Origin of the sequence: uncultured Slackia sp. (assembly GCF_934630525.1) — a bacterium.
Classification (GTDB): domain Bacteria; phylum Actinomycetota; class Coriobacteriia; order Coriobacteriales; family Eggerthellaceae; genus Slackia.
On record NZ_CAKTVX010000002.1, the window covers coordinates 13,692 to 31,651 of the forward strand.

The following is a 17,960-nucleotide window of genomic DNA, read 5'->3' on the forward strand; positions in this document are numbered from 1 at the left end:
AGATACATAAAGAATGCGCGCGGGCATGTTGCAATACAACCCGCCCACACACTGGCGAAAGCCGCACGTGCGCAAGCCCGCAGCGTTACGAAAGAATCTGCCAATCGGGAGGCGTCTCCCCTGCCCCAAGCAGCAAAGCGTTTGCCTTCGAGAAAGGATGCGATCCTATAAACGCAGGCATCCCACCCGCAGCTCGCGATGCGGAAAGCGGCGAAGGGTGCGTGGACGCGAGCACGAACTTGTCAGTGCCAAAAACAGACAAGCCGCACAACGCCGAGCTATTTCCATCGTCAGAACCCTCGCAAGACGAGCAGCCCTCGCGCAACGGGAAGGCATCCAAAACGTCGCTCGAAGCACGCAGCGCGGCTTCCTCCGCGAAATCGCGATTCGCACCAGCCGAAACAGCTGCCTTTTCTATAAGCTGCTGAGCATGGCGCCCCCACGCGAAAAATACAATGGGCTGGGGCATTTCGAAACATGCCTTCACCACGTGGCTCGTAAGCACGTCCCAGCCGAGTTTGGCATGGCTGGCCGCCGCATGCTCTCGAACGGTGAGCGTGGTGTTCAGCAGCAGCACACCTTGTTTCGCCCATGGCGTGAGGTCGCCCGATTTCGGCATATCGCACCCCAAATCGGCGGCCATCTCTTTATATATGTTGCGCAAGCTCGGCGGCAGTTTTTCGCCGACGGGCACGGAAAACGAGAGGCCCATTGCCTGATTGGGCCCATGGTAAGGGTCCTGACCCAAAATCACCACGCGAACATCGCTCGGGGCACAAGACGCAAGCGCGTTCAGAATATCGCCTTGTGGTGGATAAATCACCTGTTCAGCGCGCATTTCTTCAACACGCGCGAGTAACTCTTCCGACTTCTGCACAACTTCGCTCGGCAACACCGAACGCCATCCGTCGATTCCATCCTTGCTTTTCACATGCGACCCTTCAGCTTGTTTGCAAACGAAACGCATTGTATCGAAACCGAGACGCAATAACGATGACACGCCCACACGAAAGCCCCAACGGGCGAAAGAGTGCTCTTGGAGAGCTATTCCGAGGCGTCATTGCGCGCTTCCATTTTGGCTCGCTTCTCGGCTCGCCGGCGCAGCTTCAGCGCCACATAGGCTGTCCCAATCGCGGCATACGTCAACGCGTTCACCACGTAGCCCGCAAACCCATCGCCGCCCGGTTGCGCATACACGGCATGGCCGACCGAAAGCAGAATGCCTTGGGCCACCAAAAGCGCCATAAACGGATACGCGAGCTTTTGCACCTTTTTCCACGTCGAGTGCTCCATAATGCCGCGCACCGTGCGAAACGAGGTAATCCAAGGCACGAAGAAGCACACCGTGAGCGGCACGCCCACAACGCTCGCCGCGATGAACATGATGACGGACGTGGCGCCGTCGCCCCAGGCTTTATCCCAAATCGGAGTAAACGAAAGCGGCACCATTACGATCACCTGAATGACATGCGCAAAAATGATGAAGCCGCCGATAATCGACATCTCGGTGCGAACGGAAAGCAGCCGCTTGGTAAACCACCACTTCTTCGGGAGCGCACCCGCGAACATCACGAGCACATAAAATGCCACGCCCGTATAGCAGCTCGCGAAAATCTGCACCACATAATAGAGCCACGGAATCCAACGGACGATGTCGACGAATGTGGCCATGCAGGCGGCGACCCACACCGCGTAAAACACAACGGGGCATTTGCGCAACGCCGGAGCGAAAGCCACCACGAAAGCGGTGACAATCACGAGCGCAATAACAATATTCGGAACAACGTCTGGGATATATGGCAGCATAGGCTTCCCTTCTTCAGAGGTACGGCGATTCAGTATAGCCGCTCACGGCGCAATTGCTACCATTTACAACACATATAAGCCGTATAGCGTACGCCCGCACAAAACAAGGAGCACCCGCATGGGGCACCCCTTGAAACACAACGCCGTGACGCCCCTTGATACACGACGCCAAACGTACCTTGATGCGCGACGCGATGACGCGCCGAAATGAAAGGCGCCAACGTGTGCGCGATGACGCGCTGATTCGAAACACGATCGAGCGGTGCGGCCACTTCCGCGCCACACGATTCAAAAAAACGTTTAAACAGCCATAACGAAGCCCGCACCCAGGAACAGCACGCAGGTCACACCGGCGACAATGCCAATGTAAGGCAGCTGCGCCACAGCATAATCGACGTTGTTGATTTTGCACGCCGACGCACTCATAAGCGTGACATCGGAATAGAAGCACGCCTGCGCGCCGAAGCATGCCGCAGAAATAATCGCACCAAGCGTCAGCGGAATGGACGCGCCGCACGCCGCAGCCAGCGGCAGAATAATCGGCGTGCACACGGCGGGAATGCTCCAAATATTCGCGGTGGCGAAGCACACCAAGCCGACCAGCACAAACGTAATCACAGGCAACCACGCGGCGCTCATAAACGGCGTAGCAACCGAAATAAGGTAGTCGGGCAGGCCAATAAGATTGATGGCATTGCGGAAGAACAACGACGCAATGAGCACGGCGGCGATGAACAGCATGTCCTCAAGGCCCTTGTAGCACGCGTCACAGAACTTGCCCAGGCTCATGATCTTCGTAGGCACATACAGCACAAAGCACACCACGATGGCGCAAATCACGCCGTACAGAATGTCGTCCATAGCGATAGTCACCGCAATAACCACAGCCATCGGCACGAGGAACGCCCACAAATGCGGCGTCGCCTCCTTCTCGTCTTTCGCGGAGCCGTCGCTAATGGCGCCAAGCACCTCGCCCATTTCATCCTGGTTCATCACGTCGGAGGAATCGGGCCACAGCTTGCCGGTTTTCTCAACACGCTCGTATGCCTTCTTGATACCGCCCATTTTCGGCACTATGCCGAAAATCACGAGCAGCACGAACAGCACGCACAAAAACGGGTAGAAGAAATACGGCATGATGGAATAATAAATGCCCATTGCCGAATCGCCCAGCACGGCAGCTTCAGGCTGCTCGGCAAAGATGCCGCTGAAAAACACGACCCACGCAGAAATGGGAATAATCAAACACACGGGCGCAGACGTGGTGTTGATGATGTAGCACAGCATCTCGCGCGGCGTTTTCTTCTCGTCGGCAATTGGCATGATGGTATTCGCCGTAACCAAAATGGACAGGTAATCATCGATGAAGATGATCACGCCGCACAGCCAGGTAAGAAAAAGCACCTGACGCTCGCTTTTCACGTATTTGCGCGCCCAGTTCGCCATAGCCGTAGCACCGTTGCTTTGACGCAGCAACTGTACGAAGCACCCGAACAACAGGCAAATAATCACGATATAGTTGTTGTCGGCATCGCACGCCGCGTCGAGCAGGCCCTGGACCGTGGGTTCGAAGAAGTCGGCCCCGTAGTAGAACAAGAAGCCCAAAATGCCCGAAAGCAGAATGCTGAAAACGCATCGGCGCGTGATGAACGCGAACACGAAGAAGCTCAGCATGGGAATCAACGTGATGATTCCTAGATTGCCACCATCCACTGTTTTCCTTCTATGTATTGATGGTTGGTTCTATCATTCAAAGAAAACCTTAGAGTCTCCCGAGCACTTCCGTCCTCACTCCGATGTCATCTTCGAAATACCGTTTAATCTCGGCGACCCGCTCGTCACTCGGCGCAGTGAATTCTTGCTGCTGCGAACCGATGTTGCGAGCTTTAGCGATGCCGAGCGCGTGATAAGGGAGCAGTGCGACGCGGCGAATGCCGCATTCGCGAACGATATCGCCCGCCGCTTGAATGGCTGTTTCGCCATCATTCACTCCGGCGATAAGCGGCATGCGCGCCGTAATCTTTGGCAGGATCGCCTCGTCGGCCGAAAGCAACCGCACATTCGCGAGAATCGGCTCAACCGAAACGCCCACGAATTCGCGATGAATCTCATCGTCGACGGCCTTGATGTCGAACAGCACATCGGTCACACCGGGACGAGAAACAAGGTCGAGCAACGCGCGCGACGAGCCAAAACCTGACGTGTCCACGCAACTCGAAATACCTCGAGCCGCAGCGGCATCAATGAGCGCGCCGGCGAATTCCGCGTGAGCGAGCACTTCCCCACCGCTCACCGTGAGGCCGCCGCCCGTGTTGTCGTAGAAACCCTTGTCCTTCTCGACCTCGGCAAGCACCTCGCCGACAGTCATGCGGCGCGCAACGGGACGCAGCGCATTCGCAAAACAGCCATCGGCGCAGGCCAAACACATCGTGCACCGCGAGCGATCGATCGAGATGCCAGCTTCGCCGAGAGAAATAGCATGAGTCGGGCACATTTCAACGCAATGCCCGCAGCCAATGCAATTCGAGGGGCTCACGATGAGCTGCTGCTCATTCTCGATGAGCTCAGGATTGTGACACCATGCGCACTTCAGCGGGCAGCCCTTCAAAAACACCGTCGTGCGGATGCCCGGCCCATCTTCAGTCGAAAACTTTTGAATGCTGCCGACAAGAGCCGAAAGCCCCCCTTCTCTATTCAATTTCGCATCGATACCGTCGAAACCCACGAGCCGGCCTTCGTCTCAGGCCGACAGATGCGCGGTACGCGCGATAATCGCATCTTGCGCAGGGCGGTCGAGTTCGGTGAAGTACGCCATGTATCCAGCGACGCGCACCATAAGGCCACGATAATGCTCCGGGTTTTCCTGAGCCGCAAGCAGTGTCTTATTGTCGACGACGTTGATTTGAATATGCTCGCCGCCATGCTGGAAGAACGTGCGAATCACGCCTTCGATGATGCGGCGACCGCCTTCGCCCTGCACGCCCTTGGGATCAAAGCGCAGATTGAACAGCGCGCCCTCCTGCAAATCGGGCTGGTCGATCGCGGCAACCGACTTCACCGTAGCCGTGGGTCCGCAAACATCGCGGCCCATCATGGGGCTCGATGCGTCGCAGAAAGCCTCGCCCGCCAAGCGGCCATCGGGCAGCGCGCCAGTCACTTCGCCATGCGGGATGTTCATCGTTTGCGAGTCAATGCCAAACGCGTAATGGCCGCCGCGCGCATCGGGCCAGCTTTGAACTTCGTCGGCCACGAAGTGCATCATTTCGCGATAGATGCCATCGACATGGGGCGAATCGTTGCCGTATTTCTCGGGCTTGTTGAGCAGCAGCTGGCGCAGGCGCTCATGGCCCTCGAAATTCGCGTCGCAAGCTGCGATGAGCTCATCCATCGTCACGTCGCCGTCTTCGAACACGCACTTTTCAACGGCAGCGATGCAGTCGGCCAAATTCGCCGCACCGGTCACATACATGCCGCAGGTCGAAACGCGTGCGCCGCCCTGCTGCACCGACTTGCCGCTTTCCACGCAGCCCGCCGTGACCATGCTCGCAAAAATCACCGGATAGCGATTCATGTGAATCGACTGCATGAGGTTGTAGCCAATGCGAATTTGGTCATACGCATGAATGATTTGCTTCTTCAAAGCGTCTTTGAACTGCTCGATATTGGTGAATTCGCGCGGGTCGCCCGTGCGCAAGCCCATGAGCTTGCCCGTGCGCGGGTCGACACCATCGTGCAGCACGAACTCGACCATCTTGCCCATGTTCACGTATCCCGCATCGGGGCTGCCGTCGGTTCCGCCGCCGCCAGGGCCCGCCTGAATGCAGCCGACAATGGTCCAATCGCGCGCGTCTTCGAGCGTGCCGCCTTTGCCAAGCGCCATTTTCATAGCGGTTTCGTCATTGAAGAAACCAGGGTTGGCCTGGCCTTCCTGAATCATTTTGCACCCGAAGTCGATGAGCTCGTGCGGCGTGGTATCGCATACGCGCAGCGCCATGACGGGCTGCGTGGTTTGCAAATCGTCGGCCGCTTGCAGGCACAGAAGCGACAAATCGTTGCTCGCATCGCTTCCGTCGCGCTTCATACCGCCCACCACGAGAATCTGCCACATGGGATAGCCCGCGAACGCCGTGACGTACCACGTATCGCGCACTTCATACACCTCGCACGCCTTCAAATACAGACATTCAACGAGCTCGAGCGCCTCATCGCGCGTGAGAACACCCTCGTCGATAACGTCTTTTTTGTAGAAGGGCCACATGTACTGGTCGAAACGCCCAAAACCGCATGCCGTGGTGCATACCTCAATATGGAACATCACGTGCACGAACCATACCATTTGCACCGCCTGGGCAAAGGTTTGCGGTGGGTTTTCGGGGACGACGCGGCAATTCTCGGCAATGCGGCGCAGCTCAGCAGCGCGCGCTTCGTCAGAACATGCCGCAGCCTGGCGCTCCGCCTCGTCGGCCATACGGTGCGCATACGTCACAAGGCCCTGCGCCTGGATAATGCATGCGCGCCAGAAATCGACCTTCGCAGCATCTTCTTGGGTTTGCGGCACGCACGAATCGATATTACGCTGACATTCCTCGATATATCCGCGCATGCCCACACGCAGCACCTTTTCATGGTCGCATGTGGTTTCGCCCGATACGCCGTTTTCCAAACCCACGCAAAGGATATCGTCGGCCTCGAGCTGTTGAATATATTCAGGCATCACCGCATCGGAAATGTCTTCCATCGATTTGCCCTGCCAATATGGCAGCGTTTCCAGAATAGTTGCCTTGTCCTCGGCAGAAATGCGATAAGGATCTTTCGGGCGCGTGCTGAACTCGTCAATATCGCGCACGTACCAACTGCTGCTCTGGAAATCGGGATGCAGGTTCGCGCCGCGATAGGCATTCGTCGGCGTGCCCACAATGAGTTCATCGTCGAAAATCATACAGCTCATGCGCTCGAGGATATGGTTCACGACCTTCGCGCGGAACACAGGCACCGCATCGCCGGCAAACTGCTTATAAGCCTGCGTTTGCAATACCAAATGCTCGGCCGTAATGCACGGCGTGGTGCTGAAATGACGTTCCCTCATGCGATCGATACGCGGCGTACGCATTGCATTCCTCCATATAACGAAAAAGGCGGCCGTGGACGAAATGCCACAAGCCGCCGGACGCATGCGCAATGCGCCAGCCTCGATAGCACTCCGCGTTTCCGCGACAGTGCGACAGGTATTCCCCGCCGCCCCAAGACGCCGCACGCGAACCCGCGCGGTCCCTTCGGCTTTCGGCCTTCGCCCTCACGGCAAGCTGGTTCGGCTTACCACCGTGATCGAATGCTCGAAAGCGGCCTCTATCAAAGCGATAAAATTGCAGATGACAGGGTAACGCACTTGCTGAAGCTTTCGTTTCAAAAACGTTAACAAATTCGTTTTTTCATATCGAAGGCTGGCTCAAAACCCTGTAGATGAAGCTAGGCGAACATCATGAAGATTTTCGCAAGCAAAAAGCCAATAAAGCCGCATGCCGGGAACGTGATGATCCACGCCATGAGCATGTTCTTCGCAATGGACCAATTCACGCGCTTGATTGATTTCGCGGCGCCCACGCCCATGATGGCGGACGTGTTGCAGTGGCCCGTCGACACCGGCATGCCGGTAAGGCTCGCGACCAGAAGCGTAAACGTCGTGGAGAAGTTCGCCGCACAGCCCTGATACTTCTCGAGTTTCACCATATCCATGCCGACCGACTTGATGATGCGCTTGCCGCCCAAAATTGTGCCAAGCGAAATTGCGGCGGAGCAGATAATCATGATCCACAGCGGAAAGCCGCTCGAGTCGGGCGTAGAACTACCGAACGAAAGCGCGATACCCAGCATGGCGATAGACATGAATTTCTGCCCATCTTGAGCGCCATGCAAGAAGGAAAGCGCCACCGCTGCGATGTCTTGAATGACGGTGAAAAGCTTATTGGCCGCCTGGCGTTGCACGAATTTGAAAATCCACTCGATGAGACGCGTGAAAAGCCAGCCGAGTATGAAACCGGCGACCAGGGAGAAAACCATGCCGTAAATGACCTTCGCCCATTCAGCGGGAACGACGCCCGCCCAGCCGTTCATGGCGATGGCGCCACCGGTAATGCCGGCGATCAAGGAGTGCGATTTCGAGCACGGAATGCCGAAATACCAGCACGCGATGCCCCACAAAATGGCGCCTATCATAGCCGCAACCAGAGCATATAACGCTGAATTTGTATCGCCTGAAAAGTCGACCATACCAAACATGGTCTTCGCCACGGCGGTCGAGATGTAGGTCATGCCCACAAGGCCTACGAAATTAAACACTGCAGCAAGCGCAATTGCGACATTCGGGGAAAGACAACGAGTGGAAACGACCGTCGCGATAGCGTTCGGGGCATCGGTGGCGCCAGAAACTGCAGTTACGCCAATGACCAAAATCAAAATGACGAACAAAATGGGCTGGGCCATTGCGTGCGACAAAAAATCAAAAAACGTGAGAGCCACGAAGCACCTCGTATGTAAAAGCGGCCAAATGCATGACGCGGCTTATTGTACCGAAGTTTTACCAATGTTTTACGAACACGGTCAATCTGGGGAAAAGTCACGAATGCGGCACAATTTCCTTCTTGGCACGACTCACTAAAAAGTTGCTATACGCGCATATGGCATTTCAACGGTTCTAGGCCTCGCTTTTTGACGCGAACGCATCGTTGCGCGCCTGCGGCAACGTTAATGCGATACGATGCAACCAAAACAAGAACCGAGCCAATGGCACGTTCTTTGATACAGCGAAATGGAAGGAACGAAATGGCCCCTCAATCTACCATGGGCATTATTGGCGCAATGGATGTCGAAGTCGCACTCCTCAAGGAACATATGCAGAAATGCGGCGAAGTGCGCACGACCGCGATTTCCGGCATGGAATTCGTCGAAGGCACCATTGGCCAGACGAGCGTCGTCGTGGTGAAGTGCGGTGTAGGCATGGTCAACGCAGCCACCTGCACGCAAATCCTCATCGACCGTTTCGGCGTGGAAGCAGTGCTCAACACCGGCATCGCCGGCTCGCTCGACGCGACCATCGAAATCGGCGATGTGGTTGTGGCGACCGATGCCGTGAACCATATCATGGATGTAAGCAACCTGGGTTATGCCCTGGGCCAAACGCCGGGCACCGACACGCTCGCCTTCCCCATGGACGAGAACCTCTGCCACGCCGTCGTCAACGCTGCGGCCGAAATCGGCGTGACGACGCATAGGGGCCGCGTCGCGTCGGGCGATCGTTTCGTATGCAGTGATTCCGAAAAGCAGCGCATCACGGAAGCCTTCGACGCCAAGTGCTGCGAGATGGAAGGCGCCGCCATCGCGAACGTGTGCTACCTTTCGAGCATCCCCTGCGCAATCGTGCGCGCAATTTCCGACAAGGCCGACGGGTCGTCGAGCGTCGACTACCCCACCTTCGAAGCCCAGGCGGCGCGTCATTGCGCCGAACTTGTGATTCACGCAATCTCGAGCCTCGCATAAAAACAGGTTCGCTCTATCAAGAAGGCCGGACGAGCATGAAGCGCGTCCGGCCTTTTCATTTCACGTCTAGGATTCCCGCACGCCCACTACAGCAATTAAAGAGCGAATACCTGGATGGGAGAAAACGATCCTACGACTTTTTCCGCTCGGGAATGTCGCCGTGGCGAAACGCCGCAAGCAGACGCTCCAAATCGGCAACGTGCGCCTTGAGCTTCGTGCCCGTATCGGTGTCGGCAACAAGCGTGCGCACGCCTACGCGTTCCACCACGCGACGCGAAGAATGAATATCGAGCTCGCGTTCAACCGCGGCTTGGGCCGATTCGAGAGGCTCGTGCGCGGCGAGCACGAAGCCGTGCGAATTCGAGATGAGCGTATAGCCCGCAATGCCCGTCGTAGGCTGGTACGCTTTCGAGAAACCGCCGTCGATCATGATGACCTTGCCATTGCACTTCACGGGATCTTCGCCGTCTTTCACCTTCACGGGCACATGTCCACAAATGATATGAGAGGTTTCGGGGTCAAGGCCAAAATCGCGGAAGATATTGACGAACACGTCTTCGTTATCGAGAAGCGTATAGAAGGGGTTCTTCACTTCCTTGCGCGCAGCCTTGTCGGCAATAAGATAAAGCTCGAAGGTCGCCATCTTGCTCTTTGCAAACAAGGGAGACCCCTCGCCCAGCCACAAATACCACAGCATATCGGCGCCGCGCTTGCGCATTTCGGCGTCCTCGTCGAAGAACGCAATGCGCACCCAGCGCTCCATTTCGTCATAGAGCGCGCGGCCTTTAAGCTTCTTGCCGAAAACATCGACTTCTTTCAAACTGCCATCGGCATTCAAGGGGACGCACGCATGGAACAACAGGTTGCCGTTATCGATCTTATAAAGACTGCCCGCCTTCAGGAAGAAACGCATATGGCGCTGCAGCTTTTCGCACCCCGTGAACGCGGAAACCAAACGGTCCATGACATCCTGCTCGCCGGGCGTGAGCTTATAGGGATCGCAAGGATCGATGGTCGGGAACACCTTGTCGGTCAGTTCGTATTCGACGCCATCGCATACCACGGTACCGCGCTCGTAATCGATCTTATCGAGCAACTTGCGACTTTGAAGGCCAAATGCCGGGTTCTCATCGATAAGCGCGCCCTCGACTTTGAATTGGATGATAGCCATCGCCTTTTGGATTTTCACGTTCATCAGAATCTCGGCTTCTGACATGGTGTCGGGGTGCCCCTTCAGCGCGAAGCCAACGCAGGGGTCGTCCCTATACGCATCAAGCGCGAATCGAGCCAAAGGCAGAATATTGATTCCGTAGGCATCCTCGAGAATCGAAAGGTTTCCGTAACGTGCACAATTTCGCACAACATGGGCGATGCAACCGCGTTGGCCAAGCGAAGCGCCCATCCACACGATGTCATGATTGCCCCACTGGATATCGACCGAATGATGATCGATAAGGGCTTCCATGATCGCATCGGGATGAGGGCCGCGGTCGTAAATGTCGCCAATGATATGCAATCGCTCAATAGCCAAACGCTGAATCAACCCGCACAACGCCTCAACGAATGCAGGCCCCCTACCAGTTCTCACAACAGCGTCGACGATGGCGGCGTAATATGCCTCTTTATCAAAGTTACGCGCATCGGCGTACATAAGCTCTTCGATGATGTACGCGAAGTCTTCAGGCAAGGCTTTGCGAACGCGGGAACGAGTGTATTTACGCGCGGCGCGTTTACAAACGGCAATCAAACGCGGCAGCATTTTTCCGTACCACGCAGCCTCATTAGAAACCTTCGAAAGCTCCAAACGGGTTTTCTCCCGGGGGTAATAAATCAGCGTTGCGAGCGTGCGCTTTTCTTCCTTCGAAAGCTCATCGCCAAACACGTCATCGATCTTCAGGCGAATCGAGCCCGAACCATTTCGAAGGATATGGGAGAACGCCTCATATTCGCCATGAATATCGGAAGCGAAGAATTCCGTGCCCTTCGGCAAATTAAGAATCGCGCTCAGATTTATAACCTCGGCGGACGCTTTTGCGACCGTGGGAAACGAGCGAGAAAGAAGTTCGAGATAGCGCTTTTCAGCAGCATCCATACACAGGCCTCCTTGACTAATCGCCTGCAACAGCAGCTCGATTTTCAAACAGTTGGTTTCATGGTACCGCGAGAAAAGGAATCCCGCCCTTATCGAATACCAAACGGCATTTTTCATCGACGAAAAGGCGAGACGGCACACGGAACATATGGCCTTATCTGTTCGAGAGGAACGCGGAAGCCGCCATTCGGCGCATTGATGTTACAGACCATTCTTTTCGTATCATGCCTAACGGCAGCGTAAAGTTACTGATATGCTTACGCATTATCAATTTCAATTTACCTTGTAAAGCTCCGCCGTTCACACATTGTTCTTTTCTACAGTGGAGCAATTCAAGGCAAAAGGGCTTTTCCTGAACGAACCGCACGGAATCGCCCGATTCAGGTACGCTGTCCTCATGAAAGAAAATGGCAAACATGCATGAGGGAGAAGACATGGCACCGAAATCGGTCGAGCTACGCGAAACAGATGCAGGACTAACCCTCGTAGGCGACAACATGGAACTGCGCTGCGATTTCGAAGAGATGCTTCCTCGTATAAAACCTGGACGGCTTCAGCAAGAGCTGCTTGTAAAGGCAGCCAAAATCAAGGGCGCGCAATCCCCTACCGCCATCGATTGCACAGCTGGCCTTGGCCAAGACTCCTTCTTGCTCGCCGCAGCTGGCTTTACGGTACGCATGTTTGAACGCGACGAAACTATCGCGGCGCTTCTGGAAGATGGCCTTATGAGGGCCGGTAATAACCCGATGATTTCTAGCGTGGCGAAAAGAATGTCCCTCGATCACAGCGACAGCCTTCAGTACCTCGAATCGCTTGCTCAGTCGAGCGAGCAGGCGCCTGATGTGATTTATCTTGATCCGATGTTTCCCGCACGCCAGAAGAGCGCTGCGGTAAAGAAGAAATTCCAACTTCTACATGTGCTCGAAAAGCCATGCGATGAAGCTGAGGAGGACGCACTCATCCGAGCCGCGTTCACGGCTGGTTCGCGCAAAGTCGTTATTAAGCGTCCCGTGAAGGGGGGCCACCTTGCCGGCATAAAGCCAAGTTATTCGATTACGGGCAAAGCCGTGCGTTACGACGTGCTCGTTCCGCCAAGCACGAAGCTGCAATAAAAAAGCGATGCGCTCCATGCCGCGCATCGCTTTTCAACCGATAGAGAGTAGACACAACTGAGACCGCGTTATTCATCCCAGGGGTGCGACGTCAGATGCCAACCATCACAGTAGGGGCACTGATAGACAGACAACCCGCGCTTGCCGTTATGTTCACACCATGCGAGATTTTCTTCAGCTTCTGCGCGCGAAGCATAGCGGTTCTTCGACTCACAAGCCTTGCGGCGACGCGCCGCCTCGTGATCGGCACTGGCCTTTTCCCGATGTGCCTCTTCCCGCGCGAAAATATCATCCATGCCCGAAAAATCATCCAATCCAGCAGCAAACTCCGCTTTCTGTTTCGACCATGATGAACGTTTTTTGCTGCCCATGACGCCCTCCTCGAATGCGACCGATGATTCCGTCTATCCCATTTTCCCGCAAAGCGCGATACGTTCTATATTTCCGACGCAATACCACGCACAGCGCTTCTCGCGATTCAACCTACCACTATAATAGCTAACCGCTCCGAAACAGCGACAGAAAGACCACCGTGCAAAGCATTGTCCCAAACCACAATAACCAGAAAAAGATCGCCCTCATCAACGACATCACCGGCTTCGGCAGGTGTTCCGTCGCTGTGCAATTGCCCATTATTTCGCAGCTGGGCGTGCAATGCTGCGTGCTGCCAACATCGATCCTGAGCAATCACACGGGCTTTCCGAGCTACAGTTTCCAAGATTTCACACCCCATATGCAAGAGCATATTGACGAGTGGCGCAAACTCAATCTGCGATTCCGCGGCATATGCACGGGATTTCTCGGTTCGGCCGAGCAAATTTCGATCGTGCGCGACTTCATTGATGAATTTGGCGGTGACGACTGCGTAACGCTCGTCGACCCCGTTATGGGCGATGAGGGAAAGGCATACGGCACCTACACATCCGAAATGTGCGAGCGCATGGCGGAACTCGTTGCCCATGCCGACATCATCACGCCCAACATCACCGAGGCGTGCATCCTCGCCAACGTCGATTACGACCCGCACATGAGCTTCGACGATGCGTTCTCGCTCGCCCAAAAGCTGTGCGATATGGGCCCATCCAAAGTCGTTGTGACAGGAGTCGAACACGGATCAAGCATGTCGAACGCATGCCTTGAACGAGGGCGGGAGCCCTTTACCGTCACGGGTGAGAAACTCGGCGAGCAGCGTTCGGGAACGGGCGATATTTTCTCGGCAATCATCGCGGCCGACGCCGTAAATGGGATTCCGTTCAAGGAGTCAATCGAAAAAGCAACGAAGTTTGCCCATGACTGCGTGCAAGCGAGCATCGATTTGGGCATTCCGCGCACTGATGGCCTCGCATTCGAGGAGAAGCTGCACACACTCGCCCGCTAGCACCACACCATCACGACAAGGAAAGAGTAAGGTTGTTCGCGTCGGGGCGGCCCGACGGAGATGTTCGGTTTCTCAATTTCCTCAAAAACCGAAAACTGCGGCGGCGCATAGCGAGCAAAGCAAGTAGTTGCGCCGCGGGCATCTCTGCCAGGCGGCCCCGACGCGAACAAACGCAAGGTCGAAAGAAGCTATCATGCAAAAAGCCGAAACCATCGTCTATCCCGTCCACAATGGGCTCTACGTCAACCTCACGAATCGTTGCAGCTGCGCGTGCGCGTTCTGCATTCGCCAAACCGCAACGGGCGTCGGCAAAAACGGCGAAGGAGCCAATAACGTGCTCTGGCTCGAACATGAGCCGTCTTTCGAGGAAGTCATGGCAGCCTTCGACAAGCAAGACATGGGCGCTTACGAAGAAGTCGTTTTCTGCGGGTTCGGCGAGCCCACATGCGCATTCGAAACGCTCAAACAGGTCGCAGCCGAGGTGAAACGCCGCTACGATGTACCGATTCGAGTAAACACCAACGGCCAGGGCAGCCTCATCAACGGGCGAGATATCGCGCCCGAGTTCGAGGGCATCGTTGACACGGTCTCCATTTCGCTCAATACGCCCAACGCCGACGAATATCACGAACTCGTTCGCAGCCAATTCGGCGACGCCGCATTCCAGGGCATGCTCGATTTCGCGCGCGAAGTTCGCAAATACGTGCCAAACGTGATCATGACGACCGTCGATACCACCATTTCGCACGAGGACGAGGCGAAATGCCAGGCCATCTGCGACGACCTCGGCGTGCGCTATCGCATTCGCGCCTGGGTCGACTAGTCCAAACAGCATCGCGCATTCCGACCTGTGCATCAAAGTCCCCAAAAATGAAAGCTCTCCCATGGCCGCCGCTCGAAAAGAAGACAAACTCGTCAATTACCTCTGCATGACTGGGCATATTTGCTCAGACATCAACCAAGGCGCGCTTTCGGCAACGCTGCCGTTTTTGGTCATGTACGATGGCTATTCCTACACCGCGGTCGCCGGGCTCATATTCGCCGCGAATATCGCATCGGCAATTATTCAGCCCCTCTTTGGCACCATCGGCGATCACAAGGCATGTCCTTGGTTCATGGCACTCGGCGTATTCCTCGCCGGCCTTGGCATGTGCGGCATCGGCTTCTTAAACAACTATTGGGCGGTGCTTGCCTCGGCCATGGTTTCGGGCATTGGCGTCGCGATGTTCCACCCCGAAGGCGGGCGCCTGTCGAACCTCGCCGCGGGCGCCCGCAAAGCGAACGGCATGTCGATTTTCGCCGTAGGCGGCAACATCGGCTTTTTCGTGGGCCCGCTTATGGCCGCCATTTTCCTTACCAGCTTCGGCATGCATGGAACGCTCGCGTTCCTCTTCCCCACGACCATCTGCGCAATCGTGCTGCTCGCGTTCAACAAACGCTTTCTTTCGCTGGGAATCGCCAAGAACTCAGCCGCGAGCGATTCCGACAAACCCGAACGTTGGGGGAATTTCACGCTCGCGATGGGCGTGCTTTCCTGCCGCTCGATCGTCGAATACGGCCTTATGGCGTTCATCCCGCTGTTCTTCGTGAACGTGCTCGGCCAAGGAGAAACGTTCGGTTCGCTCATGCTTTCGGTATTCGCGATTGCAGGCGCCGTTGCCACGGCGATTTCAGGCCGCGTCACCGAGCGCGCAGGCGTGTTCAAAATCGCCTATCTCTGCTTCAGAGTGCTCGCGATATGCCTCATCGCATTCGCATTCAATCGCTCGCTCGCACTGGCCGTGGTGCTTGTATGCCTGCTCACGTGCGCGGCGAACCTGTTCTACCCCTCGTTCGTGGCACTCGGCATGAGCTACGTGCCACGCCACCTGGGAACGGCATCAGGCATTTCATACGGCGTGGTCATTTGCGTGGGAGGCATCGTCGAGCCGCTCTTGGGCATGGCCGGCGACGCCTACGGCCTACCGCTCGTGATGCTCATAATCGCGGGCGTCACCGCAGTCGGCCTTGGCATGGTCGCCGTTGTGAAACGACACAACTAAGAAGCGCGGACAAAAACGCCGACCGCAAAAAGAAGGGACGCCGCATAACCAGCGCCCCTTTGCGTATCCCAAGGCCCGTGGAAACCCGCAAGCGTCTTTGCTCCGTTGTTTGCACACGAGGCTGTTGGCGTTATTGCTCAACAGCAGGCTGCGCAGGTGCGCACGCCTTCATTTCATGCGGCTCGATTTCCGGCACGACGTCGGTCTTTTCCGCACGCTTCTTCAGCATGAAGGCGACAGCCAAACCGCACACGGCAAGCACGAGGGTGAAAGCGAAGCCCCAGTGGCAGCCGTTCGCGAATGCGTCCGCCGCAGAGGCGCCATGTGCCGCGTAGTAGCTCGCCTGGCCCAAACCGAGCATGCTCGTGGCAACTGCAGTTGCGATGGCGCCAAGCACCTGCTGCAACGTGTTCAAAGCCGTGGAACCGTCGGCCGAAAGACGCGGCGGAAGCGAGTTGAGCGCGCTCGTTTGGCACGGGGACATAGCCAAAGGCACGCCGACCATAAGCACGATATGCGCCGCAATCACATACGCGACGGAGCACGTTACCGGCGCAACCAGCAGCATGAGGGCGCCCACGATAGACAACGCGAAGCCCACGCGAGCAGGAATGCGCGCACCCACGCGATCATACAATCGACCCGCAGCCATCGAAACGACCGCGTTCACGATGCCGCCGGGAAGCATGATGATGCCCGTCATGGCAACGGGAATACCCATCGCATTCTGAATGAACTGCGGCAACAAAAACATGGCCGAAAGCGTGATGCCGAAATTGAGCATCACGCCGGCGGCGCCCACGCGAAAGCCGCGAAGCGAAAACACACAAACATCGACAACGGGCACCTCGATGGAAAGCTGGCGGCGCGCATACAGCGCAAGCGCCACGATGCCGCACGCCAAAGGAACAATGACTTGCGCCGAAGCCCAGCCACACAGGCTCGCCATGCCCGCACCCAGCACGAGTCCGCCAAAACCGATGCATGAAAGTACGCACGAGAGGCCGTCAACTGCGGGACGCGTGAGCTCGTAGGGGTTCACGAGCGTTTTTGCCGCAAAAACCATGGCGATCGCAAGCACAAAAGCGAACGAGAAGAAAATAGCGCGCCACGAGAACACTCCCAGCATAATGCCCGAAAGCGTAGGACCTACCGCCGGCGCGAACATGATGATAAGCGCGGCAATGCCCATAGCGGCGCCGATTTTGCAGGGCGGAAACACCTCGAGCACAACGGCGAACATGACAGGCAAAATAAGGCCCGTGCCAATGCCTTGGATAAGGCGGCCAACAAGCAGCACGTCAAACGTCGACGCAAAACCGCTAATAAGCGAGCCCACGAAAAACGCGCCGAGAGCGCCGAGCGTAATTTTGCGAACCGAGAACCACTTCATAAGAATACCGGCGAAAGGCATGACCAAACCGATGACGAGCATATAGCCCACAACGAGCCACTGCGTGATGGCCGTATCAACCCCAAAAGCGGCGCCGAGCTGCGGAATTGCGATATTCAGGGACGTTTCGCTGAACATGCCAGTGAACGCACCCAAAAACAAGCCCATCATCGTGAGATACGGATGCGCAACCTTCACGCGCGCTTCGTTAAAACCATGAGACATAAATTCGCGACCAATTCCTTTCTGTAGAAACCAACATGCGTGGCAACCAAGCAATGGCGACGGCATCGCAAAATTCGCCGCCTACCTTTTCGAGGCAACAAAAAAGCCCCGCAAGGAAGCTAAGCTTTCATCCTTGCGGGGCTTTTGAACCCGTGACTACCACTAATTGATTCTTTTATAGCAGAAAAGCGCGCTGCTTCGTAAGCGTTGAAATTGTGAATTTAACCCCTTGGCACGAGGATGAAATATACGGGGTCAAGGAAATCCATTTGCTCACCTGGGAAAACAATGCTTCCCACCCCGAGAGAGCACAGAATGCGCACGGTGAAATGAGCATCGGCCACTTTCCAATGCAGCAGAGGTGGCCCGAACTCGAAAG

At 56.1% G+C, this 17,960-nt stretch carries 14 protein-coding genes and 1 riboswitch; of the genes, 5 read left to right on the forward strand and 9 right to left on the reverse strand.

Annotated features, from left to right (window positions below; translation table 11 throughout):
• Positions 1 to 85: 85 nt before the first annotated feature.
• The 6 genes from Q0D41_RS02095 to Q0D41_RS02120 form a co-directional block, all read right to left on the reverse strand.
• The gene (locus Q0D41_RS02095) at positions 86 to 931 is read right to left on the reverse strand and encodes a uracil-DNA glycosylase (RefSeq protein ID WP_294374527.1); all 846 of its coding nucleotides are present in this window, start codon (positions 929 to 931) and stop codon (positions 86 to 88) included.
• A 113-nt stretch (positions 932 to 1,044) separates the two neighbouring features.
• Positions 1,045 to 1,806 (reverse strand): hypothetical protein, encoded by a 762-nt coding sequence (locus Q0D41_RS02100; protein WP_294374531.1) that lies wholly within the window; start codon positions 1,804 to 1,806, stop codon positions 1,045 to 1,047.
• 300 nt (positions 1,807 to 2,106) lie between these two features.
• Positions 2,107 to 3,519, reverse strand: a complete 1,413-nt coding sequence (locus Q0D41_RS02105; RefSeq protein WP_294374534.1) for a Na+/H+ antiporter NhaC family protein — start codon at positions 3,517 to 3,519, stop codon at positions 2,107 to 2,109.
• 49 nt (positions 3,520 to 3,568) lie between these two features.
• Positions 3,569 to 4,531, reverse strand: coding sequence for a glycyl-radical enzyme activating protein (locus Q0D41_RS02110; RefSeq protein WP_294374537.1), 963 nt, complete (start codon positions 4,529 to 4,531; stop codon positions 3,569 to 3,571).
• A 15-nt stretch (positions 4,532 to 4,546) separates the two neighbouring features.
• Entirely contained in the window at positions 4,547 to 6,916 is a 2,370-nt protein-coding gene (locus Q0D41_RS02115; RefSeq protein WP_294374541.1) for a pyruvate formate lyase family protein, read from the reverse strand.
• Positions 6,917 to 6,991: 75 nt separating this feature from the next.
• Positions 6,992 to 7,163, reverse strand: a riboswitch (Lysine riboswitch).
• Positions 7,164 to 7,272: 109 nt separating this feature from the next.
• Entirely contained in the window at positions 7,273 to 8,322 is a 1,050-nt protein-coding gene (locus Q0D41_RS02120; RefSeq protein ID WP_353935203.1) for an inorganic phosphate transporter, read from the reverse strand.
• 303 nt (positions 8,323 to 8,625) lie between these two features.
• On the opposite strand from Q0D41_RS02120, the gene Q0D41_RS02125 reads away from it, so the two are divergent.
• Positions 8,626 to 9,339, forward strand: coding sequence for a 5'-methylthioadenosine/adenosylhomocysteine nucleosidase (locus tag Q0D41_RS02125; RefSeq protein ID WP_294374543.1), 714 nt, complete (start codon positions 8,626 to 8,628; stop codon positions 9,337 to 9,339).
• A gap of 130 nt (positions 9,340 to 9,469) precedes the next feature.
• Here Q0D41_RS02125 and Q0D41_RS02130 read toward each other — a convergent pair whose 3' ends face one another.
• Positions 9,470 to 11,431 carry a fructose-1,6-bisphosphatase gene (locus Q0D41_RS02130; RefSeq protein ID WP_294374544.1) on the reverse strand — a complete coding sequence of 654 codons (1,962 nt, stop codon included), beginning with the start codon at positions 11,429 to 11,431 and terminating at the stop codon, positions 9,470 to 9,472.
• A 416-nt stretch (positions 11,432 to 11,847) separates the two neighbouring features.
• On the opposite strand from Q0D41_RS02130, the gene Q0D41_RS02135 reads away from it, so the two are divergent.
• Complete coding sequence (locus Q0D41_RS02135; RefSeq protein WP_294374547.1) at positions 11,848 to 12,543, forward strand: class I SAM-dependent methyltransferase; 696 nt, start codon at positions 11,848 to 11,850, stop codon at positions 12,541 to 12,543.
• A gap of 68 nt (positions 12,544 to 12,611) precedes the next feature.
• Here Q0D41_RS02135 and Q0D41_RS02140 read toward each other — a convergent pair whose 3' ends face one another.
• Positions 12,612 to 12,914, reverse strand: coding sequence for a hypothetical protein (locus Q0D41_RS02140; protein WP_114615823.1), 303 nt, complete (start codon positions 12,912 to 12,914; stop codon positions 12,612 to 12,614).
• A gap of 161 nt (positions 12,915 to 13,075) precedes the next feature.
• Between Q0D41_RS02140 and Q0D41_RS02145 the strand changes: the two genes are divergently transcribed.
• The 3 genes from Q0D41_RS02145 to Q0D41_RS02155 all read left to right on the forward strand — a co-directional run bounded on the left by Q0D41_RS02145 (position 13,076) and on the right by Q0D41_RS02155 (position 15,963).
• Positions 13,076 to 13,921, forward strand: a complete 846-nt coding sequence (locus tag Q0D41_RS02145) for a pyridoxamine kinase (protein ID WP_294374560.1) — start codon at positions 13,076 to 13,078, stop codon at positions 13,919 to 13,921.
• A 193-nt stretch (positions 13,922 to 14,114) separates the two neighbouring features.
• Positions 14,115 to 14,744, forward strand: coding sequence for a TatD family nuclease-associated radical SAM protein (locus tag Q0D41_RS02150; RefSeq protein WP_294374563.1), 630 nt, complete (start codon positions 14,115 to 14,117; stop codon positions 14,742 to 14,744).
• 61 nt (positions 14,745 to 14,805) lie between these two features.
• Positions 14,806 to 15,963: an MFS transporter gene (locus Q0D41_RS02155; protein ID WP_294374565.1), complete on the forward strand. Its 1,158-nt coding sequence runs from the start codon at positions 14,806 to 14,808 to the stop codon at positions 15,961 to 15,963.
• 130 nt (positions 15,964 to 16,093) lie between these two features.
• Here the strand turns inward: Q0D41_RS02155 and Q0D41_RS02160 are convergent, their stop codons facing one another.
• Positions 16,094 to 17,581, reverse strand: a complete 1,488-nt coding sequence (locus Q0D41_RS02160; protein WP_294374567.1) for a DHA2 family efflux MFS transporter permease subunit — start codon at positions 17,579 to 17,581, stop codon at positions 16,094 to 16,096.
• Positions 17,582 to 17,960: the final 379 nt, after the last annotated feature.